Source organism: Pseudomonas sp. JE3303, assembly GCF_056312565.1.
On sequence record NZ_JBWGIF010000002.1, the window covers coordinates 264,811 to 284,898 of the forward strand.

The 20,088-nt window shown below is 63.4% G+C and carries 23 protein-coding genes; 16 read left to right on the forward strand and 7 right to left on the reverse strand.

What is annotated here, in order from left to right; translation table 11 throughout:
- Window positions 1-49: 49 nt before the first annotated feature.
- Together AC0ZZU_RS04635 and AC0ZZU_RS04640 are read right to left on the reverse strand one after the other, a co-directional pair.
- A complete protein-coding gene (locus AC0ZZU_RS04635) occupies window positions 50-592 on the reverse strand; it encodes a L,D-transpeptidase family protein (RefSeq protein ID WP_476339373.1) in 543 nt (180 codons plus the stop codon).
- Between the two features lie 20 nt (window positions 593-612).
- Window positions 613-1,167 carry an NUDIX hydrolase gene (locus tag AC0ZZU_RS04640; protein ID WP_476339374.1) on the reverse strand — a complete coding sequence of 185 codons (555 nt, stop codon included), beginning with the start codon at window positions 1,165-1,167 and terminating at the stop codon, window positions 613-615.
- A gap of 132 nt (window positions 1,168-1,299) precedes the next feature.
- Here AC0ZZU_RS04640 and AC0ZZU_RS04645 point away from each other — a divergent pair, with 132 nt between their 5' ends.
- The 5 genes from AC0ZZU_RS04645 to purT all read left to right on the forward strand — a co-directional run bounded on the left by AC0ZZU_RS04645 (window position 1,300) and on the right by purT (window position 4,541).
- The gene (locus AC0ZZU_RS04645; protein WP_476339375.1) at window positions 1,300-1,899 is read left to right on the forward strand and encodes a CoA pyrophosphatase; all 600 of its coding nucleotides are present in this window, start codon (window positions 1,300-1,302) and stop codon (window positions 1,897-1,899) included.
- Between the two features lie 45 nt (window positions 1,900-1,944).
- Window positions 1,945-2,469, forward strand: a complete 525-nt coding sequence (locus AC0ZZU_RS04650; protein WP_476339376.1) for a gamma carbonic anhydrase family protein — start codon at window positions 1,945-1,947, stop codon at window positions 2,467-2,469.
- 2 nt (window positions 2,470-2,471) lie between these two features.
- The gene (locus AC0ZZU_RS04655) at window positions 2,472-2,669 is read left to right on the forward strand and encodes a DUF1289 domain-containing protein (protein ID WP_158464840.1); all 198 of its coding nucleotides are present in this window, start codon (window positions 2,472-2,474) and stop codon (window positions 2,667-2,669) included.
- 59 nt (window positions 2,670-2,728) lie between these two features.
- Complete coding sequence (locus AC0ZZU_RS04660; RefSeq protein WP_476339377.1) at window positions 2,729-3,205, forward strand: preQ0 transporter; 477 nt, start codon at window positions 2,729-2,731, stop codon at window positions 3,203-3,205.
- Window positions 3,206-3,359: 154 nt separating this feature from the next.
- Complete coding sequence (gene purT, locus AC0ZZU_RS04665) at window positions 3,360-4,541, forward strand: formate-dependent phosphoribosylglycinamide formyltransferase (RefSeq protein WP_476339378.1); 1,182 nt, start codon at window positions 3,360-3,362, stop codon at window positions 4,539-4,541.
- Window positions 4,542-4,569: 28 nt separating this feature from the next.
- Here the strand turns inward: purT and AC0ZZU_RS04670 are convergent, their stop codons facing one another.
- From AC0ZZU_RS04670 to AC0ZZU_RS04680, 3 genes are all read right to left on the reverse strand, one after another.
- A complete protein-coding gene (locus tag AC0ZZU_RS04670) occupies window positions 4,570-5,871 on the reverse strand; it encodes an MFS transporter (RefSeq protein WP_476339379.1) in 1,302 nt (433 codons plus the stop codon).
- A 263-nt stretch (window positions 5,872-6,134) separates the two neighbouring features.
- On the reverse strand, window positions 6,135-7,340 hold the full coding sequence (locus AC0ZZU_RS04675) for a transporter associated domain-containing protein (protein WP_476339380.1): 1,206 nt from the start codon (window positions 7,338-7,340) through the stop codon (window positions 6,135-6,137).
- A 10-nt stretch (window positions 7,341-7,350) separates the two neighbouring features.
- Window positions 7,351-8,163, reverse strand: a complete 813-nt coding sequence (locus AC0ZZU_RS04680; RefSeq protein WP_476339381.1) for a cytochrome C assembly family protein — start codon at window positions 8,161-8,163, stop codon at window positions 7,351-7,353.
- A gap of 197 nt (window positions 8,164-8,360) precedes the next feature.
- Between AC0ZZU_RS04680 and ffh the strand changes: the two genes are divergently transcribed.
- The 11 genes from ffh to AC0ZZU_RS04735 all read left to right on the forward strand — a co-directional run bounded on the left by ffh (window position 8,361) and on the right by AC0ZZU_RS04735 (window position 17,706).
- Window positions 8,361-9,737, forward strand: a complete 1,377-nt coding sequence (gene ffh, locus AC0ZZU_RS04685; protein ID WP_476339382.1) for a signal recognition particle protein — start codon at window positions 8,361-8,363, stop codon at window positions 9,735-9,737.
- A gap of 230 nt (window positions 9,738-9,967) precedes the next feature.
- A complete protein-coding gene (rpsP, locus tag AC0ZZU_RS04690) occupies window positions 9,968-10,219 on the forward strand; it encodes a 30S ribosomal protein S16 (RefSeq protein WP_158459523.1) in 252 nt (83 codons plus the stop codon).
- A 5-nt stretch (window positions 10,220-10,224) separates the two neighbouring features.
- The gene (gene rimM, locus AC0ZZU_RS04695; protein WP_158459524.1) at window positions 10,225-10,761 is read left to right on the forward strand and encodes a ribosome maturation factor RimM; all 537 of its coding nucleotides are present in this window, start codon (window positions 10,225-10,227) and stop codon (window positions 10,759-10,761) included.
- Window positions 10,762-10,764: 3 nt separating this feature from the next.
- Window positions 10,765-11,517, forward strand: coding sequence for a tRNA (guanosine(37)-N1)-methyltransferase TrmD (gene trmD, locus AC0ZZU_RS04700; protein ID WP_158459525.1), 753 nt, complete (start codon window positions 10,765-10,767; stop codon window positions 11,515-11,517).
- Between the two features lie 42 nt (window positions 11,518-11,559).
- The gene (gene rplS, locus AC0ZZU_RS04705) at window positions 11,560-11,910 is read left to right on the forward strand and encodes a 50S ribosomal protein L19 (protein ID WP_158459526.1); all 351 of its coding nucleotides are present in this window, start codon (window positions 11,560-11,562) and stop codon (window positions 11,908-11,910) included.
- A gap of 187 nt (window positions 11,911-12,097) precedes the next feature.
- Window positions 12,098-12,994 (forward strand): site-specific tyrosine recombinase XerD, encoded by an 897-nt coding sequence (xerD, locus tag AC0ZZU_RS04710; protein WP_476339383.1) that lies wholly within the window; start codon window positions 12,098-12,100, stop codon window positions 12,992-12,994.
- Between the two features lie 152 nt (window positions 12,995-13,146).
- A complete protein-coding gene (locus AC0ZZU_RS04715; RefSeq protein ID WP_158459528.1) occupies window positions 13,147-13,896 on the forward strand; it encodes a thioredoxin fold domain-containing protein in 750 nt (249 codons plus the stop codon).
- A gap of 83 nt (window positions 13,897-13,979) precedes the next feature.
- Window positions 13,980-15,284 (forward strand): homoserine dehydrogenase, encoded by a 1,305-nt coding sequence (locus AC0ZZU_RS04720; RefSeq protein ID WP_476339384.1) that lies wholly within the window; start codon window positions 13,980-13,982, stop codon window positions 15,282-15,284.
- Window positions 15,285-15,345: 61 nt separating this feature from the next.
- The gene (gene thrC / locus AC0ZZU_RS04725; protein ID WP_476339385.1) at window positions 15,346-16,755 is read left to right on the forward strand and encodes a threonine synthase; all 1,410 of its coding nucleotides are present in this window, start codon (window positions 15,346-15,348) and stop codon (window positions 16,753-16,755) included.
- 151 nt (window positions 16,756-16,906) lie between these two features.
- A complete protein-coding gene (locus tag AC0ZZU_RS04730) occupies window positions 16,907-17,347 on the forward strand; it encodes a response regulator (RefSeq protein ID WP_476339386.1) in 441 nt (146 codons plus the stop codon).
- Between the two features lie 77 nt (window positions 17,348-17,424).
- The gene (locus AC0ZZU_RS04735) at window positions 17,425-17,706 is read left to right on the forward strand and encodes a DUF3509 domain-containing protein (RefSeq protein WP_158459532.1); all 282 of its coding nucleotides are present in this window, start codon (window positions 17,425-17,427) and stop codon (window positions 17,704-17,706) included.
- A 151-nt stretch (window positions 17,707-17,857) separates the two neighbouring features.
- On the opposite strand, the gene AC0ZZU_RS04740 is transcribed toward AC0ZZU_RS04735, so the two are convergent.
- Both AC0ZZU_RS04740 and AC0ZZU_RS04745 read right to left on the reverse strand, forming a co-directional pair.
- Window positions 17,858-18,739: a TIGR02285 family protein gene (locus AC0ZZU_RS04740; RefSeq protein ID WP_476339387.1), complete on the reverse strand. Its 882-nt coding sequence runs from the start codon at window positions 18,737-18,739 to the stop codon at window positions 17,858-17,860.
- A gap of 24 nt (window positions 18,740-18,763) precedes the next feature.
- A complete protein-coding gene (locus AC0ZZU_RS04745; RefSeq protein WP_476339388.1) occupies window positions 18,764-19,963 on the reverse strand; it encodes a CaiB/BaiF CoA transferase family protein in 1,200 nt (399 codons plus the stop codon).
- Window positions 19,964-20,088 lie beyond the last annotated feature (125 nt).

Sequence of the window (20,088 nt, forward strand, 5' to 3'; positions counted from 1 at the left end):
TATTCCGGGTAGGGCGCGTCCTACGTCCTACATGAGGCGCTGTAGGACGTCAGGGGCGGATCTCGATCATCGTCCCGTCCTTGACCAGGCTCCAGACCTCGCGCATGTCATCGTTGCGCATGGCGATGCAGCCTTCGGTCCAGTCCAGGGTGTGGAAGTACCATTCCGGGTACTCCTCGTCCATAGGGGTGCCGTGGATCATGATCATGCCACCGGGCTCGATGCCCTCGCGGCGCGCCTTGGCCGAATCGGTGATGTTGGGGTAGGACACGTGCATGGCCAGGTTGTAGCGGTCGCTCACCTTGCGCCAGTCGAGCCAGTAGAAGCCCTCGGGAGTGCGCTTGTCGCCCTCGCGTTCCTTGGCGCCCTGGGGCTGCTTGCCCAGCGAGATGCGGTAGGTCTTGAGCGGCTCGCCCCGGCTGATCAACTGCAGGCGGCGCTCGGACTTGATCACCAGCACCTTGTCGATGCTCGACATGCGCGTCGTACCCGGCTGCTGGGCATCCACCGGTTTGCGGATGATCGTTTCGGTGAAGGCCGCCTGGGACACCGAAGCCACGGCAAGGCAGAAAAGGGCAAGCAACCAGCGCATGAAATCGGGACCCCGAAGACTTAGGATTTGGACGGCGAGACGTTCATCGGCGGCAGGTACTCATTGCCAATGGGGTAATGCTGCTCGATACGGTCGCGGTAGTAGCATTCTAGGGTACGCGTGACGGTGCGGAAAGCCAGCTCGTCCCATGGAATCTCGTTTTCCTCGAACAGGCCTACTTCGAGGCTTTCGATGCCCACGGCAAAGTCCAGGTCAGCCAGTTCGGCGCGGAAGAATACGTGCACCTGGTTGATGTGTGGCAAATCGAACAACTGGTACAGGCTTGCCGGGCCCACCCGGGCGCAGGCTTCCTCGACCGTTTCGCGGCGGGCGGCCTGTTCCAGGGTCTCGCCGTTTTCCATGAAGCCGGCTGGCAGGGTCCAGTAGCCCCGGCGCGGCTCGATGGCACGCCGGCAGAGCAATACACGGCTGCCCCAGGTAGGCAGCACGCCCGCGACGATGTTCGGGTTCTGATAATGGATGGTATGGCAGTGCTCGCACACGAACCGCAGGCGGCTGTCGCCATCCGGGATGCGCTGAATCACTGGCTGGCCGCACGCGCTGCAGAATTTCATGCTTTGCTTCCTGTAGTGTCGGGCTATCTTGGCGTGCCTGACGGTTGTCCCGCAAGCCGCTTCCAAGCAGGACTTGGGTGCCTCGCGGCTTTGGTGCATCATGCAGGGCAGGCCCTGGAACGAGAGTGCGCAATGCTGGACGAGCTTCTTCGCCGAATGAGCAACCATACCCCGGCTCCCCTGGAGGCGGATCGCCGTTTTCCCGAGGCTGCGGTGCTACTGCCCATCACCCGCAGCGAAGAGCCCGAGCTGGTATTGACCCTGCGCGCGCAAGGCCTCTCCACCCATGGCGGCGAGGTGGCCTTTCCCGGCGGGCGCCGGGACCCTGAAGACCCGGACCTGGTGTTCACCGCGCTGCGTGAAGCCGAGGAAGAAATCGGCCTGCCGCCGGGGCTGGTCGAGGTGCTCGGCCCGCTCAGCCCGCTGATCTCGTTGCATGGCCTGAAGGTGACGCCGTTCGTCGGCCTGATCCCCGACTACGTCGAATACCGCGCCAACGATGCCGAGATTTCGGCAGTGTTCAGCGTGCCGCTGGAATTCTTCCGCCAGGATCCGCGTGACCACACGCACCGGATCGACTATCAAGGGCGTAGTTGGTATGTGCCAAGCTACCGCTATGGCGAATACAAGATCTGGGGACTGTCGGCGATCATGATCGTCGAGCTGGTCAACCTGCTGTATGACGCGCGCATCAGCCTGCACCAGCCGCCCGAGCGTTTCATCAACATTTGAGCAGGGTCTCACCTGCCGGCACCGCCGTATCCTGAGGAGCATTGCATGAAGTATCGCCTGGGCGACCTGCGGGTCGAAACCCATCCCACCAGCTGGACTGCGCCCAACGCCACGCTCATAGGCAAGGTGCGCCTGCAGGCGCGCGCCAGCGTCTGGTTCGGCGCCGTGCTGCGCGGCGACAATGAGCTGATCGACATCGGCGAAGACAGCAACGTGCAGGACGGCAGCGTGATGCATACCGACATGGGCTCACCGCTGAGCCTGGGGAAGGGCGTGACCATTGGCCATAACGCCATGCTGCACGGCTGCACCGTGGGCGACTACAGCCTGGTCGGCATCAACGCGGTGGTGCTCAATGGCGCCAGGATCGGCAAGCATTGCATCATTGGCGCCAACGCCCTGATCCCCGAAGGCAAGGAAATCCCCGATGGTTCGCTGGTGATGGGCTCGCCCGGCAAGGTGGTGCGAGAGCTGAGCGACGCGCAAAAGCGCATGCTCGAAGCCAGTGCCGCGTATTACGTGCACAACGCCCAGCGTTACGCACGCGACCTTGCACCGCAGGAGGACTGATCATGATTGCCCAGGACCGCCCGGTCGCCTCGCCCTGCGTCAGCATCTGCGCGCTGGACGAGCAGGACATCTGCACTGGCTGCCAGCGCACCGTGGCCGAGATCACCCGCTGGGGCCGGATGGACAACCTCGAGCGGCGGGACGTGTTGCGCCTGTGTCATGAGCGGGCGCTGGCCGCAGGGCTGATCCTGCTGCAGTGACCCTTGGCCGAGGGTGGATGCTGCAGTAACCTGTGCGGCTTGCCCGACGGTTGACGCCCATGTTCTTTCTGATTGCCTATATAAGCAGCGTAGTGCTGATCAACTACGCGTTTTCCAGCGCCCCCCATCTGGATGTGATCTGGTCTGCCTGGGGCGGGCTGGTGTTCATCCTGCGCGACATGGTGCAGACCCGTTATGGCCATGGCGCGCTGGTTGCCATGCTGGCGGCGCTGGTCTTGTCGTACGTCACTTCCGAGCCGGCCATTGCATTGGCCAGTGCTACGGCGTTCGCCATTTCCGAGCTGATCGACTGGCTGGTGTTCAGTGTTACCCGGCGGCCCTTGCGTGACCGGCTGTGGTTGAGTTCGGCGCTGAGTATTCCGGTGGATACGTTTATCTTCTTCGGGATGATCGGGGCGCTTACGCCGGTTGTGGTGGGGACGGCCATGGCTTCGAAGTTTGCTGGGGTTACGGTGGTTTGGGGGGTTATGGTCTGGCGGGGGAGGAAGGGGGCTTTGGGTAGCGGGACTCTGTAGGGGGGGCGTTTGCGGGATTCTGTCCTGGTCCGCGATGTGCATGCCTTGAGGCTTGCGCTCCTGCTCTTGCCCCTGAAGGATTTTGCTAGAATACCCGCCCTTCCAGCGGCTGCCCCCCACCCGGCCAGCCCCCGCAAGCCTTCGAGGACCTGAAATGACCCGTATCGGAACCCCATTGTCGCCGACCGCGACCCGTGTACTGCTCTGTGGCTGTGGCGAGCTGGGCAAGGAAGTGGTAATCGAACTGCAACGCCTGGGCGTCGAGGTAATCGCCGTGGACCGCTACGCCGACGCCCCCGCCATGCAAGTCGCCCACCGCAGCCACGTGGTCAACATGCTCGACGGCGCTGCCCTGCGCGCGGTGATCGAGGCCGAAAAGCCTCACTATATCGTCCCTGAGATCGAAGCCATCGCCACCGCGACGCTGGTCGAACTGGAGAGCGAAGGCTTCACCGTCGTGCCGACAGCGCGCGCCACCCAACTCACCATGAACCGCGAAGGCATCCGTCGCCTGGCGGCCGAAGAGCTGGACCTGCCGACCTCGCCGTACCACTTCGCCGACACCTTCGAGGATTACAGCAAGGCGGTCGATGACGTGGGCTACCCCTGCGTGGTCAAGCCGGTGATGAGTTCGTCGGGCAAGGGCCAGAGCCTGCTGCGCAGTGCCGATGACCTGCGCAAGGCGTGGGATTACGCCCAGGAAGGCGGCCGCGCGGGCAAGGGCCGGGTAATCATCGAAGGCTTCATCGACTTCGACTACGAAATCACCTTGCTGACCGTGCGCCACATTGGCGGCACCACGTTCCTCGCGCCGGTCGGCCACCGTCAGGAAAAGGGCGACTACCAGGAATCCTGGCAGCCCCAGGCCATGAGCCCCAAGGCGCTGGCCGAGTCCGAGCGTGTCGCCCAGGCGGTCACCGATGCACTGGGTGGCCGTGGTCTGTTCGGGGTGGAGCTGTTCGTCAAGGGTGACCGGGTGTGGTTCAGCGAAGTCTCGCCACGCCCGCATGATACCGGCCTGGTGACCCTGATCTCCCAGGACCTGTCGCAGTTCGCGCTGCATGCCCGTGCAATTCTCGGGCTGCCGATCTCGGTGGTTCGCCAGTTCGGCCCTTCGGCCTCGGCGGTGATCCTGGTAGAAGGACAGTCGCAGCAGACGGCCTTCGACAACCTGGGCGCTGCGCTGAGCGAGCCGGACACCGCGATCCGCCTGTTTGGCAAGCCCGAGGTCAACGGCCAGCGCCGCATGGGCGTGTGCCTGGCACGTGACGAGTCGATCGAAGCGGCACGGGCCAAGGCGACCCGTGCTTCCCAGGCGGTGAAGGTAGAGCTCTAAGCTCGTTCCCGCACGTTGCGCGGCGCTGCTAGAGCGCCGTGTCGCGTGTCTCCTTGAGGCACAACACCGCCACCAGGCTCAACACGGCCGCGGCCGACACATACCCGCCCACCCAGCTCAGGCCACCCATGGTCACCAGCTTCTGCGCGAAGAACGGCGCCGCCGAGGCCCCGACGATGCCGCCCAGGTTGTATGCAGCCGAGGCACCGGTATAACGCACGTGCGTCGGGAACAGCTCCGGCAGCAGCGCCCCCATCGGCGCAAACGTCACGCCCATCAGAAACAGCTCGAGCGCCAGGAAAACGGCAACTCCCGTCGTCGAGCCCGAGGTCAGCAACGGCTCCATGGTGAAGCCTGAGGCCACCGCCAGCAGTGCGCCGACGACCAGCACCGGCTTGCGCCCGTAACGGTCGCTGAGCCAGGCGGACAGCGGGGTCGCCAACGCCATGAAGACCACCGCGAAGCACAGCAATCCGAGGAACGTCTCACGGCTGTAGCCCAGGGTCGACACGCCGTAGCTGAGCGAGAACACCGTCGAGATGTAGAACAGCGCATAGCACACCACCATCGCCGCGGCGCCCAGCAGGGTCGGCCGCCAGTGCTTGGTGAACACGTCCACGACAGGCATCTTCACCTGCTCCTGGCGTGCCACGGCTTTAGCAAAGACTGGGCTCTCCTCAAGCTTGAGCCGCACATACAGCCCCACCAGCACCAGCGCGGCACTGAGCAGGAACGGAATGCGCCAGCCCCACTCGCGGAACTGCTCGTCGCTAAGGCCCAGGGCCAGGCCGAGGAACAGGCCGTTGGCCGCCAGGAAACCGATCGACGGACCCAGTTGGGGGAACATGCCAAACCAGGCGCGCTTGCCAGGCGGGGCATTTTCGGTGGCCAGCAGGGCAGCACCGCCCCATTCTCCGCCAAGTCCCAGGCCCTGGCAGAACCGCAGCAGGCACAGAATGATGGGCGCCCAGACGCCAATGCTGGCATAGCCTGGCAGCACGCCGATCAAGGTGGTCGAAACGCCCATCAGCAGCAAGGAGGCGACCAGGGTCGACTTGCGCCCGATGCGGTCGCCGAAGTGACCAAACAGCGCCGAGCCCAGCGGCCGGGCGAGAAAGGCGATACCAAAGGTCATGAATGCCGCCAGCATCTGCGCGGTGCCTGACCCCGAAGGAAAGAACACCGGGCCGATCACCAGGGCAGCGGCGGTGGCGTAGACGTAGAAATCGTAGAATTCGATGGCGGTGCCGATGAAGCTGGCGGTGGCCACGCGCGTGGGCGAGTTGACCGGGGCCGGAGTGGCATCGGCATAGCTGCTTGTGGTTATCATGCGTAAGTCCCTGACAGTCATGGTGCTCACTGGGCATGGCCTGCGCACGGCCCAGGCAGGCACGGGCACGCAGACGCCGGAGCGTATTGTTGTAGGTCGCTGGACTGGACGAATGCCCATGGGGGGTAGGGGCAAGAGGGGCACTGATCGGGGTGTGAAGCAGGGCCACAAAACGGCGTGTCAGTCGTGCGGACTGGCCGTGCGACGCCAGGTGCGGGTAGCGGGCGACACGGCAGGGCTGGGTAAGCGTGAGCCGAGTATAACTATCGGGTCACGGTCCACACCAGTACGCGGCTGGCACAATTGTCCTCTGTTTCAAGGATTTCCATGCGATAACGGCCGATTTTCAGGCATACGGCAGTCGCCGGTATGCTTTCGAGCGCTTCGGTGACCAGGCCATTGAGCGTCTTGGGCCCGCCGTCGCAGGGCAGGTGCCAGCCCAGGCTGCGATTGACATCGCGCAGGGAAGCGGCGCCTTCGATGACGAATCGGCCATCGGTCTGGGGATGGATGTGCGGGTTGTCCATGCCGTGCTCGTCCTCGAACTCGCCGACGATTTCCTCGAGAATGTCTTCGAGCGTGACGATGCCCAGCACTTCGCCGTATTCGTCGACCACCACGCCCAGGCGGCGCTGTTGCTTGTGGAAGTTCAGCAGCTGCATCTGCAATGGGGTGCTTTCGGGGACGAAGTAGGGCTCGTAGCAGGCGGCGTGAAGATTCTCGAGGGTCAGTTCGGCACGTGGCAGCAGATGGCTGATGAGCTTTGTGTTGAGGATCGCTTCGACCTGGTTGATATCGCTGTGGTAGACCGGCAGGCGCGTATGGCGGCTGATGATCAGCTGCTCGATGATCTGCTCCATGGGGTCATCGAGGTTGACGCCGTCGACATCACTGCGCGGGACAAGGATATCGTTGACGGTGATGCGGTCCAGCGACTGCAGGCCGTCCAGCAGGCCGGGGCGCAGTTCGTCACGTGGCTCGTCGCCGTTATAGACATCGCTATGTTCAGGATGCATGACCATGGCTGCGGACCGGGTGCGCCATGGGCACATCAGCAGGCGGGCGCAGCCGTCGAGCAGGCAGGCCAGCGGTTGCAGCAACACAAGCGGCGGCTTCAACAGGCTGTTGCCCAGGTTCACCAAAGCTTGCGCATTGCGCCGGGCCAACCGGCGCGGCAGGTATTCGGTCAGCACCAGCAGCCCCGCGCCAGCCGTCAGCCCCGCCAGCCAGAACCCATGCTCGCCGCTGTGGCGCTGGCCGATCAGGCAGGCCAGGCCCAGCACCAGCAGCTTGCCCAGGGTTGCGCAGAGCACCAGGGCCTGGGGCGCGGCGACAGGTTCCGGCACGTCGCCGTTGCGTGAGGCGGCAACCAGCTGCTGGCGCGCGGCATCCACGGCGCTGAACAGCATTGACCACAGCAGCGACAGCACCAGGGTGCCGATCAATGGGGCAAACGGCAGAGTATCCATGTCGGGGCCGTCAGATGTGCAGGATGAATTCGCGGACCAGCTTGCTGCCGAAATAGGCAAGCATCAGCAGGCAGAAGCCGGCAAGGGTCCAGCGGATGGCCTTGTGGCCACGCCAGCCCAGGCGGGTGCGGCCCCACAGCAGCACGCTGAACACGACCCACGCAACGCAGGCCAGCAGGGTCTTGTGCACCAGGTGCTGGGCAAACAGGTTGTCGAGGAACAGCCAGCCCGAGATCAGCGAGAGCGACAGCAGGCACCAGCCCGTCCAGAGAAAGCCGAACAGCAGGCTCTCCATGGTCTGCAAGGGCGGGAAGTTGCGGATCAGGCCCGACGGATGCTTGTGCTTGAGCTGGTGGTCCTGAAGTAACAGTAGCAGGGCCTGGAACACGGCGATGGTGAACAGGCCATACGCGAGGATCGACAGCAGGATATGCGCGAGGATGCCAGGCTCTTCGTTGATCAGCGGCACCGTGCCAGGCGGCGCGAACTGCGACAGCAAGGCCGTGACCGCGCCCAGCGGGAACAGCAGCAGGAGCAGGTTTTCCACCGGAATGCGCAGGCAGGCCAGCAGCGTCAGGGCAATGACCGCCGTGGCGATCAGGCTCGCCGCGCTGAAGAAGTCCAGGCTCAGGCCCAGCGGGGTGAGCAGCTGCCAGAACAGGGCCGTGCCCTGGGCGACGACCGCCAGTGCGCCAAGCGCGCCCAGCAGCCGTTTGTCGGCGCGGGTGCCCTTGGCCAGGCGGGTGCCCTGATAGAAAGTCGCGGCGGCGTAGAGGCAGGCGGCGATCAGGTTGGGGATCAGGCTGGGTGACAAGGAGAGCATAAGTCCTGGTAGGCAGACCCTAAAGAGGCTGAGTTTGGCATAGAACGCCTGCGCCTAGGAAGACCGGCGGCTGCGCTCATGGTGTGCGCGCGCCACAGTCTTCGTTATAATCGCCAGCTTGCCGTGCCCACGGCCTGCCGAGTCGCGGCGCAGGGCGCCTGACAAACCCCGGCTTCACGGAGCCTGAAAGGATCACCATGTTCGAAAACCTGACCGACCGCCTGTCACAGACGCTTCGCCATGTCACCGGCAAGGCCAAGCTGACCGAAGACAACATCAAGGACACCCTGCGCGAAGTGCGCATGGCCTTGCTTGAGGCCGATGTCGCCCTGCCAGTGGTCAAGGATTTCGTCAACAAGGTCAAGGACCGCGCCGTCGGCACTGAAGTCTCGCGCAGCCTGACGCCGGGCCAGGCGTTCGTCAAGATCGTCCAGGCCGAGCTCGAAGGCCTGATGGGCGCGGCCAACGAAGACCTCGCGCTCAATGCCACCCCGCCGGCCGTGGTGCTGATGGCCGGCCTGCAGGGAGCGGGCAAGACCACCACCGCTGGCAAGCTGGCGCGCTTCCTCAAGGAGCGCAAGAAAAAGTCCGTGATGGTGGTGTCGGCCGACGTCTACCGTCCGGCGGCGATCAAGCAGCTCGAAACCCTGGCCAACGACATCGGTGTGACGTTCTTCCCGTCCGACATCAGCCAGAAGCCGGTGGCCATCGCTGAGGCGGCCATCCGCGAAGCCAAGCTCAAGTTCATCGACGTGGTCATCGTCGACACCGCCGGCCGGCTGCACATCGACGCCGAGATGATGGCCGAGATCAAGCACCTGCATGCTGCGGTCAAGCCGGTCGAGACCCTGTTCGTGGTCGACGCCATGACCGGCCAGGACGCCGCCAACACGGCCAAGGCCTTTGGCGATGCGCTGCCGCTGACCGGTGTGATCCTCACCAAGGTCGACGGTGACGCCCGTGGCGGTGCCGCGCTGTCTGTGCGCGCGATTACCGGCAAGCCGATCAAGTTCATCGGCATGGGCGAGAAGAGCGAGGCGCTCGAGCCGTTCCACCCGGACCGTATCGCCTCGCGGATCCTGGGCATGGGCGATGTGCTCAGCCTGATCGAGCAGGCCGAGCAGACCATCGACAAGGACAAGGCCGACAAGCTGGCCAAGAAGCTCAAGAAGGGCAAGGGCTTCGACCTCGAGGACTTCCGCGACCAGCTTCAGCAGATGAAGAACATGGGCGGCCTGGGCGGCCTGATGGACAAGCTGCCGAGCATCGGCGGGGTCAACCTGTCGCAGATGGGCAACGCCCAGGGCGCGGCCGAGAAGCAGTTCAAGCAGATGGAGGCGATCATCAACTCCATGACCCCTGCCGAGCGGCGCGACCCTGACCTGATCAGCGGCTCGCGCAAGCGCCGGATCGCCATGGGCTCCGGCACGCAGGTGCAGGACATCGGCCGGCTGATCAAGCAGCACAAGCAGATGCAGAAGATGATGAAGAAGTTTTCCACCAAGGGCGGCATGTCCAAGATGATGCGCGGCCTTGGCGGCATGATGCCTGGCGGCGGCATGCCCAAGATGTAACCGATTCAGGTCGTCGGCCTGCAACATTGCCGATGACCGGAACCCGCCCCGGCGGGTAAACCGCTGCCTTGTACAGGCAGCCCGAAACGCAGATCAGCAGGCAGTCCTTGTGATCCATAAAAAGGGATTTGCAAAAGTCCGTATATTCCTTGAGAATATGCGGCCTTTCGGGCACCCGTGTGCCCGCTGTGCATCATGATTTGCAGCACCGACTACAGGAACGATGTTCAATGCTAACCATCCGTCTTGCTCGTGGCGGCTCCAAAAAGCGCCCGTTTTACCAACTGACCGTAACCGACTCGCGTAACCCGCGTGACGGCTCCCACATCGAACAGGTTGGCTTCTTCAACCCGATCGCCCGTGGTCAGGAAGTTCGTCTGTCCGTTAAAGAAGACCGCGTTGCTCACTGGTTGAGCGTTGGCGCACAGCCGTCTGAGCGTGTTGCTCAGCTGCTGAAGGAAGCGGCCAAGGCTGCAGCCTGAATAGTATGAGCGCGACGCCAGAAAAAGCTGATGACCTGATCGTCGTCGGCAAGATTTTTTCGGTTCACGGCGTTCGCGGCGAGGTGAAGGTCTACTCCTTTACCGATCCGATTGAAAACCTGCTGGACTACCGCAACTGGACGCTTCGGCGCGAAGGCGTGGTGAAGCAGGTAGAGCTGGTCAGTGGCCGTTCCACTCAAAAGGACCTGGTCGCCAAGCTCAAAGGCCTCGACGATCGTGATGAAGCGCGTCTTCTGAGCGGTTACGAGATTTGCATCTCGCGAAGCCTTTTGCCCAACCTGCCCGTCGACGAGTACTACTGGTACCAGTTGGTAGGCCTGAAAGTCATCAACCAGGACGAACAGCTGTTCGGCACGGTTGATCACCTGTTGGAGACCGGCGCGAACGATGTAATGGTGGTCAAGCCCGGCGCAGGCAGCCTGGACGATCGCGAGCGCTTGTTGCCCTATACGGAGCAATGCGTGCTGGCAATCGACCTGGAAGCAGGCGTGATGCGGGTCGAATGGGACGCGGACTTTTAACCGATGGGTAACCTTCGCGTAGAAGTCATCACGTTGTTCCCCGAGATGTTCTCGGCCATCACGGAGTACGGCATTACCAGCCGCGCGGTAAGACAGGGGTTGCTGCAAGTGACCTGCTGGAACCCGCGGGACTACACCACTGATCGCCACCACACGGTGGATGATCGGCCTTTTGGCGGTGGTCCGGGGATGGTGATGAAGATCAAGCCTCTGGAAGATGCCCTGGCTAGCGCCAGGCAAGCGACTGGAGCATCGGCGAAGGTGATCTATCTCTCGCCGCAAGGCCGCAAGCTGGATCAGCAGGCGGTCAAAGGCCTGGCGCAACAGGAATCTCTGATCCTGATCGCCGGTCGTTACGAAGGCATCGACGAGCGCTTTATCCAGGCTCATGTCGATGAAGAGTGGTCGATTGGCGACTATGTGTTGTCCGGTGGCGAGCTGCCGGCCATGGTTCTGATCGATGCGGTTACGCGACTGCTGCCCGGAGCTTTAGGGCATGTGGACTCGGCGGAGGAAGATTCCTTCACTGACGGTCTGCTCGATTGCCCGCACTACACCCGGCCTGAGGTGTATGCGGATCAGCGTGTTCCCGACGTGTTGCTAAGTGGCAACCATGCACACATCCGGCGTTGGCGTTTACAGCAGTCCCTTGGGCGGACCTATGAACGGCGCGTCGATCTTCTGGAAAGTCGCTCACTTTCTGGAGAAGAGAAGAAGCTGCTCGATGAATACATTCGCGAGCGGGACGATAGTTAACGTATCGATGGTAAGTCAGACGATTTACCTTAGGAGCACAGCATGACCAACAAAATCATTCAGCAGATCGAAGCTGAGCAGATGAGCAAAGAGATCCCGGCCTTCGCCCCGGGCGACACCATCGTCGTCCAGGTGAAAGTGAAGGAAGGTGAGCGCTCGCGTCTGCAGGCTTTCGAAGGCGTTGTAATCGCCAAGCGTAACCGTGGTCTGAACAGCGCCTTCACCGTGCGCAAGATCTCCAGCGGCGTTGGCGTAGAGCGTACCTTCCAGACCTACAGCCCGCAGATCGACAGCCTGGCCGTGAAACGTCGTGGTGACGTGCGTAAAGCCAAGCTGTACTACCTGCGCGACCTGTCCGGCAAAGCCGCTCGCATCAAGGAAAAACTGTCCTGAGGGCAGCTTGACCGGTAGCTTCGGCCACCATGCGAAAGAAAAGCAGCCTTCGGGCTGCTTTTTTGCGTCTGGGGAAAGGGAGTCCGGCGTGAAAGTTTTGCACTGCCTGCCAGCGAAGAGGCCCCCAGAGACAGTACAGGCCTCATTATGAAACACTAGCCCGACCATCCCCCTCAGTACCCTCAGCATGCCCGCCCTGGACCACCCCCTGATCGATCGGTTTCTCGACGCCCTCTGGCTCGAGAAAGGCCTATCCGACAACACCCGCGCCTCCTACCGCAGCGACCTGGCCCTGTTCAACGGCTGGTTGCAGGACCGTGATGTGGCATTGCCCGATGCAGGCCGCGAGCTGATCCTCGATCACCTGGCCTGGCGTCTCGACCAGGGCTACAAGCCGCGTTCCACCGCGCGCCTGCTCTCGGGCCTGCGCGGCTTCTACCGCTATCTGCTACGCGAAAAGCTGATCGGACTCGACCCCACCCTGCAGGTCGAGATGCCACAACTGGGCCGCCCGCTGCCCAAGTCTCTTTCTGAAGCGGACGTCGAGGCGCTGCTGCGGGCACCGGACCTGAGCGAGGCGATCGGCCAGCGTGACCGCGCGATGCTCGAAGTGCTTTATGCCTGCGGCCTACGGGTGACCGAACTGGTGAGCCTGACCCTCGACCAGGTCAACCTGCGCCAGGGCGTGCTGCGGGTAATGGGCAAGGGCAGCAAGGAGCGCCTGGTGCCCATGGGCGAAGAGGCGGTGAACTGGATCGAGCGGTACGTGCGCCAAGGACGTGTCGAGATGCTCAATGGGCGGCCCAGCGATGTGCTGTTTCCGAGCCAGCGCGGCGAACAGATGACCCGCCAGACGTTCTGGCACCGCATCAAGCACCAGGCGCTGGTGGCCGGGATCGACAAACCGCTGTCGCCACACACCCTGCGGCATGCCTTCGCCACGCACCTGCTCAACCACGGTGCCGACCTGCGCGTGGTGCAGATGCTGCTGGGCCACAGCGACCTGTCGACCACGCAGATCTACACCCACGTGGCACGGGCGCGTCTGCAGCAACTGCATGCCGAACACCACCCCCGTGGATGAACGAAATTCATCATCGTTCACCTGACGTGGGGAGTCGGTCAGCACCAGCCGGTTGTGTTAGTCTTGGGCGGTTTGCACCAAGGGCCGCACGATGGCCGCGCTTACCTTGCGCCCGCCACGCCCCAGGCCCTGTCCGCCTCCAAGGAGACTCCATGCGCGTGACCCAGATTTTCGCCGCCGCCGCCCTGGCGCTGGTCAGTACCTTTGCATCCGCCGCCCCGGCCCCCGTCACCGAAGGCGCCGAGCAGGCAATCCGCAAGACCTTGCAGTCGCTGGAGCTTGATGTGCCTGTGGAGAGCGTCGCCAGCAGCCCGCTCAATGGCTTGTATGAAGTGAAGCTGCAGGGCGGCCGCGTGCTGTACGCCAGTGCCGACGGCCAGTTCGTGATGCAGGGGTACCTGTTCCAGATCCAGGACGGCAAGCCGGTCAACCTCACCGAGAAGACCGAGCGCCAGGGTGTTGCCAAGCTCATCAACGGCATTCCAGCTGGCGAGATGGTGGTTTATCCTGCCAAGGGTGAAACCAAGTCCCACATCACCGTGTTCACCGACACCACCTGCCCGTACTGCCACAAGCTGCATGCCGAAGTGCCTGAGCTGAACCGCCGCGGTATCGAAGTGCGCTATGTCGCCTTCCCGCGCCAGGGTCCTGGCTCGGCGGGTGATGAGCAGCTGCAGGCCGTGTGGTGCTCGAGCGACCGCCGCGCGGCGCTGGACAAGATGGTCGAGGGCAAGGAAATCAAGGCTGCCAAGTGCGCCAATCCGGTTGGCAAGCAGTTCGCGCTGGGCCAGTCGATCGGTGTCAACGGCACCCCGGCCATCGTCCTGGAAAACGGCCAGGTGATCCCGGGTTACCAGCCGGCACCGCAGGTCGCCAAGCTGGCGCTGGCCCAGGCCAAGTAATTTGAATCAGTACGCCGTTCCCGTTGGGGAGCGGCTGTTTTTCACGGTCGGCAAGGCGCCGTCCGTATCATGGGGAGTTCACAGTGAAACCGGTCAAAGTAGGCATCTGTGGGTTGGGGACCGTCGGTGGCGGTACCTTCAATGTACTTCAGCGCAACGCCGAGGAGATCGCCCGCCGTGCCGGGCGCGGCATCGAAGTGGCACAGATAGCCATGCGCTCGCAAAACCCGAACTGCCAGATTACCGGTACCCCCATTACCGTTGATGTGTTCGACGTGGCGAGCAACCCCGAGATCGATATCGTCATCGAACTGATCGGCGGCTATACCATTGCCCGCGACCTGGTCCTCAAGGCCATCGAGAACGGCAAGCACGTCGTCACCGCCAACAAGGCGCTGATTGCCGTGCACGGCAACGAGATCTTCGCCAAGGCGCGCGAGAAGGGCGTGATCGTCGCCTTCGAAGCGGCCGTGGCAGGTGGCATCCCGGTGATCAAGGCGATTCGCGAAGGCCTGTCGGCCAACCGCATCAACTGGCTGGCCGGGATCATCAACGGCACCGGCAACTTCATCCTCACCGAAATGCGCGAGAAGGGCCGTGCCTTCCCGGACGTGCTGGCCGAAGCCCAGGCGCTGGGTTATGCCGAAGCCGACCCGACCTTCGACGTCGAAGGCATCGATGCAGCGCACAAGCTGACCATCCTGGCCTCGATCGCCTTTGGTATCCCGCTGCAGTTCGACAAGGCCTACACCGAAGGCATCACCCAGCTGACCACCGCCGACGTCAACTATGCCGAGGCGCTGGGCTACCGCATCAAGCACCTGGGCATGGCCCGCAGCACCGCCAGTGGCATCGAGCTGCGCGTGCACCCGACGCTGATCCCGGCCGACCGCCTGATCGCCAACGTCAATGGGGTGATGAATGCCGTGATGGTCAACGGTGACGCCGCAGGCTCCACGCTGTTCTACGGCGCCGGTGCCGGCATGGAGCCGACTGCCTCCTCGGTGGTCGCCGACCTGGTCGATGTGGTCCGCGCGATGACTTCCGATCCGGAGAACCGCGTTCCGCACCTGGCCTTCCAGCCCGATTCGCTGTCGGCCCATCCGATCCTGCCGATCGAAGCCTGCGAAAGCGCCTACTACCTGCGCATCCAGGCCAAGGATCACCCAGGCGTGCTGGCCCAGGTGGCGAGCATCCTGTCCGAGCGCGGGATCAACATCGAGTCGATCATGCAGAAGGAAGCGGAAGAGCAGGATGGCCTGGTGCCGATGATCCTGCTGACCCACCGGGTGATCGAGCAGGGCATCAACGACGCCATCGTTGCCCTGGAAGCGTTGCAGGACGTGGTTGGCAAAGTCGTGCGCATCCGCGTCGAACAGCTCAATTAATTCAAGTTGCCGGCCGTCGCCGCGTGCCACGGCCGGCACTCAAGACCGAAGGTTTGCATTCATGCGCTATATCAGCACCCGCGGCCAGGCACCGGCCCTGAACTTCGAAGACGTTCTGCTGGCAGGCCTTGCCAGCGACGGCGGCCTGTACGTGCCGGAAAACCTGCCGCGCTTCACCCAGGAAGAGATCGCCTCCTGGGCTGGCCTGCCGTACCACGAGCTGGCCTTCCGGGTAATGCGTCCGTTCGTTACCGGCAGCATCGCCGATGCCGATTTCAAGAAGATCCTCGAGGAAACCTACGGCGCGTTCTCCCACGCCGCGGTTGCCCCGCTGCGCCAGCTGGGCAGCAACGAGTGGGTCATGGAGCTGTTCCACGGCCCGACCCTGGCCTTCAAGGACTTTGCCCTGCAGCTGCTCGGGCGCCTGCTCGACCACATCCTGTCCAAGCGCGGCGAGCGCGTGGTGATCATCGGCGCGACCAGCGGTGATACCGGTTCCGCGGCGATCGAAGGCTGCCGCCGTTGCGACAACGTCGACATCTTCATCCTGCACCCGCATCAGCGCGTGTCGGAAGTCCAGCGCCGTCAGATGACCACCATTCTCGGTGAAAACATCCACAACATCGCCATCGAAGGCAACTTCGACGACTGCCAGGAAATGGTCAAGGCCAGCTTCGCCGACCAGGGCTTCCTGAAGGGCACCCGCCTGGTCGCGGTCAACTCGATCAACTGGGCGCGGATCATGGCCCAGATCGTCTACTACTTCCACGCGGCACTGCAGTTGGGCGGCCCGGCACGCTCGGTGGCCTTCTCGGTGCCGACCGGCAACTTCGGCGACATCTTCGCCGGCTACCTGGCCCGCAACATGGGACTGCCGATCAGCCAGCTGATCGTCGCGACCAACCGCAACGACATCCTGCACCGCTTCATGAGTGGCAACCAGTACGTCAAGGACACCCTGCACGCGACCCTGTCGCCGTCGATGGACATCATGGTCTCGTCGAACTTCGAGCGCCTGCTGTTCGACCTGCACGGCCGCAACGGCGCCGCCATCGCCGGCTTGATGGATGGCTTCAAGCAAGGCGGCGGTTTCAGCGTCGAGCAGGATCGCTGGACCGAAGCGCGCAAGCTGTTCGACTCGCTGGCCGTCGATGATGCGCAGACCTGTGAAACCATTGCCGAAGTCTTCGCCAGCACCGGCGAGGTGCTCGACCCGCATACCGCGATCGGCGTCAAGGCTGCCCGCGAGTGCCGCCGCAGCCTCGACACCCCCATGGTGGTGCTGGGCACCGCGCATCCAGTCAAGTTTCCCGAGGCGGTGGAGAAGGCGGGCGTCGGCAAGGCGCTGGAATTGCCGGCTCACCTGACGGACCTGTTCAGCCGGGAAGAACGTTGCACGGTGCTGGCCAACGACCTGAAGGCCGTGCAGGCGTTTGTCAGCCAGCATGGAAATCGCGGTAAACCGTTGTAAGAAACAGCCAGCCTGAACAGAAGCCCGTCGCATGACGGGCTTTTTTGCATTCAATCCCCAAGTACTTTCAGATTTTTCCTATAGAAAAGCCGGCTACCCCTGCCTAATGTGTTGCCCTCCGACCGTAAGCCCAGACAGGCAGGAGGTGCTCATGCACCGGCTCAACGTCCTTATCCTCCAGGATCGCCCATTCCACCTGATGCATCTGCACCAGGCATTCAATGCATTGGGTGTTTTTCGCGTACGTGTCGCCGAGGACCAGGCAAGCGCCGAGCGCATGCTGAAATGCGCCAGGAAGATCGATCTCCTGGTGCTCGACCATGGCATGGCGCGGCAGGCCGGCGTCGCGCTGCTTGAACAGCTGGCGAGCGTGCCACGCACCCGAGCGGTCCTGTTCGTAGGCCGTCCCGAACTGGGCGGGCGCGACCTTGCCGCCGAGGCTCGCCGGCTTCGGCTGTGGGTGCTGGGAGAGTTGCGCTGGCCACTGTCGATGCACGGCCTGAGAGGCCTGCTGCAACGGTTTCGCAAGGGAGCTGCCTGTGAGGTGGAAGGAGACAGGCAAACTGTCATGTTCGCGGGTCATGCTCACTGAAAGAGCGTGCCATCGCGAACTTTCCGGCGCGCTCGACGGTCAGCATGACATCTCCCCAAGCCAAGCGAGTAAGCCGGATGGAAAGAATCTGCAGATTGCTCAACGACGCCCTGACTCCGTACGAGGCCCGCCTGGGCCAAGCCGATAACCACGACCGCCTCCAGCTCAGCCTGCATGATCGCCAAGGTGCCTTGGTGTTGCAGCGCTCGGTCACTGCTGGACAGTTGCAGGACCAACGTTTGCTGGTCGACCTGGTCGATGGCTTGCACCGTGACCTGCAGATCGCCGAAGGGCGACTGATACCGTGCGTCATCGCCGCTTCGCAAAACCTTCCCCGCGTGCAGGGAACCTTTGCCTGAGTGATCCGTCAGATACTGTAACGACAGTCGTGCGGTGCTTTGCTCCGGTACTGGCTGGCTGTCCTGCGAGGCACAAACCGCTTCGTTTAACCCCGGACGTCTTCCCCAGCGTACCGGGGTTTCTTTTGCCCGACATTGCGTGACGCAGCGCCTACGGGGCGTCGAAAAAATGCCGGGCATCCTCCAGATATGCGGCACGTGCCTGCGGGTCCAGCCAGCGGGCGTACAGCCCAGGCAGCATATCGCCGCGCAGTCTGTGCAAGAGCTGGTTTACCTGGCTGATGGCCTCACGGCCCTGCTCTGTATCCGAGCAACCCACATGCAGAAACTGATAACGAGCCACCCCCTGGATCGGATAGAAGGCGTAGTCATCCAGGGACTCGCCTTGCTGCTGGATCAGGTAGCGGATCTCGTGCCAGTAGCCCAGCACCAGCTGCAGGCGCCCCAGGCGTTGCATCTGCAACAGACTGGAAACGGCCTCATTGCCATAGTGGCGGCTGATCGCGGTTTCCGGCAGGCTGCGCAAGATGTCGTCGACCTGGGTGCTGTAGCTGCGCTCGGCGACGATGCCCAGTTTCAGCCGGGTCTGGGCAAGCAGGCCCTTCAGGTCGACCTGCTGCTGCTCGAGATACGGCGCGACCACCGCCTGGTTCTGCTTGCGCACCACCAGCCCGCTGCTCATCACGCCCAGAAAGGGTTCTGAAAATTCCACGAAACGGTCGCGCTCCGCCGTCCACAGCAGGGTCGGGTCACAGGTGAAGCTGGGCTCCTGAAGCATCTGGAGGGCGCGTGCGCGATTGACCCGTGCGAGAGAGTAGTCGTAGGCGGGCATGCCCTCGATCAGCTTGGGCAGCAGCTCGTCGATCACCCCCTGGCCTTTTTCGTCACCCTCGAAGATGGTAAAGGGCGGCAGGTCGCGCAGTAGCCAGAACAGTCGGTCCTTGGCCTGCGCCACCGGGCTCGACAGCAACGGCGCCAGTCCCAGCAGCAGCGCCACGACCCAGCGGAATCGGATAAGTGTACTGATGCCCATGAGCGGCCTGTGTTCAGGCGCGGATCACACCGCGCCAGTCTCGCGCAGGCGGGCAACGGCTGCGGCGTCGAAGCCCATCTTCCGCAGCAGCGGCTCGGTATGCTCCCCCAGTTCCGGTCCGACCCACTCGGTGGTGCCAGGCGTGGCGGACAGCTTGGGCACGATGCCGGGCATCTTGAAAGGCTTGCCGTCCGGCAGCCTGGCGTCCAGAAACATTTCCCGGGCCAGGAACTGCGGATCCTTGAACATATCCTCGGCCGAGTAGATCCGGCTGGCAGGCACCTGGGCATCGTTCAGTGACTGCATCAGTTGGTCGAGCGGCAGGCTGCCCGCCCAGCGGTCGATCACGCCATAGAGTTCGTCGCGGCGCAGGTCGCGCCCGTCGTTACTGGCCAGCGCCGGGTCGCAGGCCAGGTCGTCGCGCCCGAGGGCCTGCATCAATCGCTTGAAGATGGCATCGCCGTTGGCGCCGATCTGCACGTGTTTGCCGTCGGCGCTGGTATGGATGGAGGAGGGGGTGATACCCGGCATGATGTTGCCCGTGCGCTCGCGGATGAAGCCGAACACATCGAACTCCGGAACCATGCTTTCCATCATGGCGAAGATCGCTTCGTACAGCGCGACGTCCACCACCTGTCCTTCGCCGCCGTTCACCTCGCGGTGACGCAGCGCCATCAGCGCACCGATCACGCCCCACAGCGCGGCAATCGAGTCACCGATGGAGATGCCCGTGCGCACCGGTGGGCGATCCTCGAAGCCGGTGATGTAGCGCAGCCCGCCCATCGATTCGCCGACCGCGCCGAAACCTGGCTGGTCTTTCATCGGGCCGGTCTGGCCAAAGCCCGAAAGCCGCACCATCACCAGCCGGGGATTGAGCGCATGCAGCACGTCCCAGCCCAGGCCAAGCTTCTCCAGCACGCCCGGGCGGAAGTTTTCGATCAGGATGTCGGCATCGGCCAGCAGCCGCTTGAGGATGTCGATCCCCTCGGGGTGCTTGAGATTGAGGGTCAACGACTGTTTGTTGCGGGCCTGCACGAACCACCACAGGGACGTGCCCTCGTACAGCTTGCGCCATTTGCGCAGCGGGTCACCGCCGTCCGGCGATTCGACCTTGATCACCTCGGCGCCGAACTCGGCGCAGATGCGCGAGGCGAAGGGTCCGGCGATCAGGGTGCCGAGCTCGATGACCTTGAGGCCGGCGAGGGGTTTGCTGGGCGTGGGCATGGGGCATCCGTTGCGGCTGGGCAGAGCCTCAAGTTTTATCATAGGTCGCCAGCGGCAGATACTGGTCCGGCGCATGCAAGGCCAGGATCGGGTAGACTGTACGACTTTTCTTCCGCAAGAAGCGC

What these genes read in the sequence shown, in the direction of transcription:
- AC0ZZU_RS04635 (WP_476339373.1), bottom strand. Translation starts at nt 592, where the DNA reads ATGCGCTGGTTGCTTGCCCTTTTCTGCCTTGCCGTGGCTTCGGTGTCC.
- AC0ZZU_RS04640 (WP_476339374.1), bottom strand. Translation starts at nt 1,167, where the DNA reads ATGAAATTCTGCAGCGCGTGCGGCCAGCCAGTGATTCAGCGCATCCCG.
- AC0ZZU_RS04645 (WP_476339375.1), top strand. Translation starts at nt 1,300, where the DNA reads ATGCTGGACGAGCTTCTTCGCCGAATGAGCAACCATACCCCGGCTCCC.
- AC0ZZU_RS04650 (WP_476339376.1), top strand. Translation starts at nt 1,945, where the DNA reads ATGAAGTATCGCCTGGGCGACCTGCGGGTCGAAACCCATCCCACCAGC.
- AC0ZZU_RS04655 (WP_158464840.1), top strand. Translation starts at nt 2,472, where the DNA reads ATGATTGCCCAGGACCGCCCGGTCGCCTCGCCCTGCGTCAGCATCTGC.
- AC0ZZU_RS04660 (WP_476339377.1), top strand. Translation starts at nt 2,729, where the DNA reads ATGTTCTTTCTGATTGCCTATATAAGCAGCGTAGTGCTGATCAACTAC.
- purT (WP_476339378.1), top strand. Translation starts at nt 3,360, where the DNA reads ATGACCCGTATCGGAACCCCATTGTCGCCGACCGCGACCCGTGTACTG.
- AC0ZZU_RS04670 (WP_476339379.1), bottom strand. Translation starts at nt 5,871, where the DNA reads ATGATAACCACAAGCAGCTATGCCGATGCCACTCCGGCCCCGGTCAAC.
- AC0ZZU_RS04675 (WP_476339380.1), bottom strand. Translation starts at nt 7,340, where the DNA reads ATGGATACTCTGCCGTTTGCCCCATTGATCGGCACCCTGGTGCTGTCG.
- AC0ZZU_RS04680 (WP_476339381.1), bottom strand. Translation starts at nt 8,163, where the DNA reads ATGCTCTCCTTGTCACCCAGCCTGATCCCCAACCTGATCGCCGCCTGC.
- ffh (WP_476339382.1), top strand. Translation starts at nt 8,361, where the DNA reads ATGTTCGAAAACCTGACCGACCGCCTGTCACAGACGCTTCGCCATGTC.
- rpsP (WP_158459523.1), top strand. Translation starts at nt 9,968, where the DNA reads ATGCTAACCATCCGTCTTGCTCGTGGCGGCTCCAAAAAGCGCCCGTTT.
- rimM (WP_158459524.1), top strand. Translation starts at nt 10,225, where the DNA reads ATGAGCGCGACGCCAGAAAAAGCTGATGACCTGATCGTCGTCGGCAAG.
- trmD (WP_158459525.1), top strand. Translation starts at nt 10,765, where the DNA reads ATGGGTAACCTTCGCGTAGAAGTCATCACGTTGTTCCCCGAGATGTTC.
- rplS (WP_158459526.1), top strand. Translation starts at nt 11,560, where the DNA reads ATGACCAACAAAATCATTCAGCAGATCGAAGCTGAGCAGATGAGCAAA.
- xerD (WP_476339383.1), top strand. Translation starts at nt 12,098, where the DNA reads ATGCCCGCCCTGGACCACCCCCTGATCGATCGGTTTCTCGACGCCCTC.
- AC0ZZU_RS04715 (WP_158459528.1), top strand. Translation starts at nt 13,147, where the DNA reads ATGCGCGTGACCCAGATTTTCGCCGCCGCCGCCCTGGCGCTGGTCAGT.
- thrC (WP_476339385.1), top strand. Translation starts at nt 15,346, where the DNA reads ATGCGCTATATCAGCACCCGCGGCCAGGCACCGGCCCTGAACTTCGAA.
- AC0ZZU_RS04730 (WP_476339386.1), top strand. Translation starts at nt 16,907, where the DNA reads ATGCACCGGCTCAACGTCCTTATCCTCCAGGATCGCCCATTCCACCTG.
- AC0ZZU_RS04735 (WP_158459532.1), top strand. Translation starts at nt 17,425, where the DNA reads ATGGAAAGAATCTGCAGATTGCTCAACGACGCCCTGACTCCGTACGAG.
- AC0ZZU_RS04740 (WP_476339387.1), bottom strand. Translation starts at nt 18,739, where the DNA reads ATGGGCATCAGTACACTTATCCGATTCCGCTGGGTCGTGGCGCTGCTG.
- AC0ZZU_RS04745 (WP_476339388.1), bottom strand. Translation starts at nt 19,963, where the DNA reads ATGCCCACGCCCAGCAAACCCCTCGCCGGCCTCAAGGTCATCGAGCTC.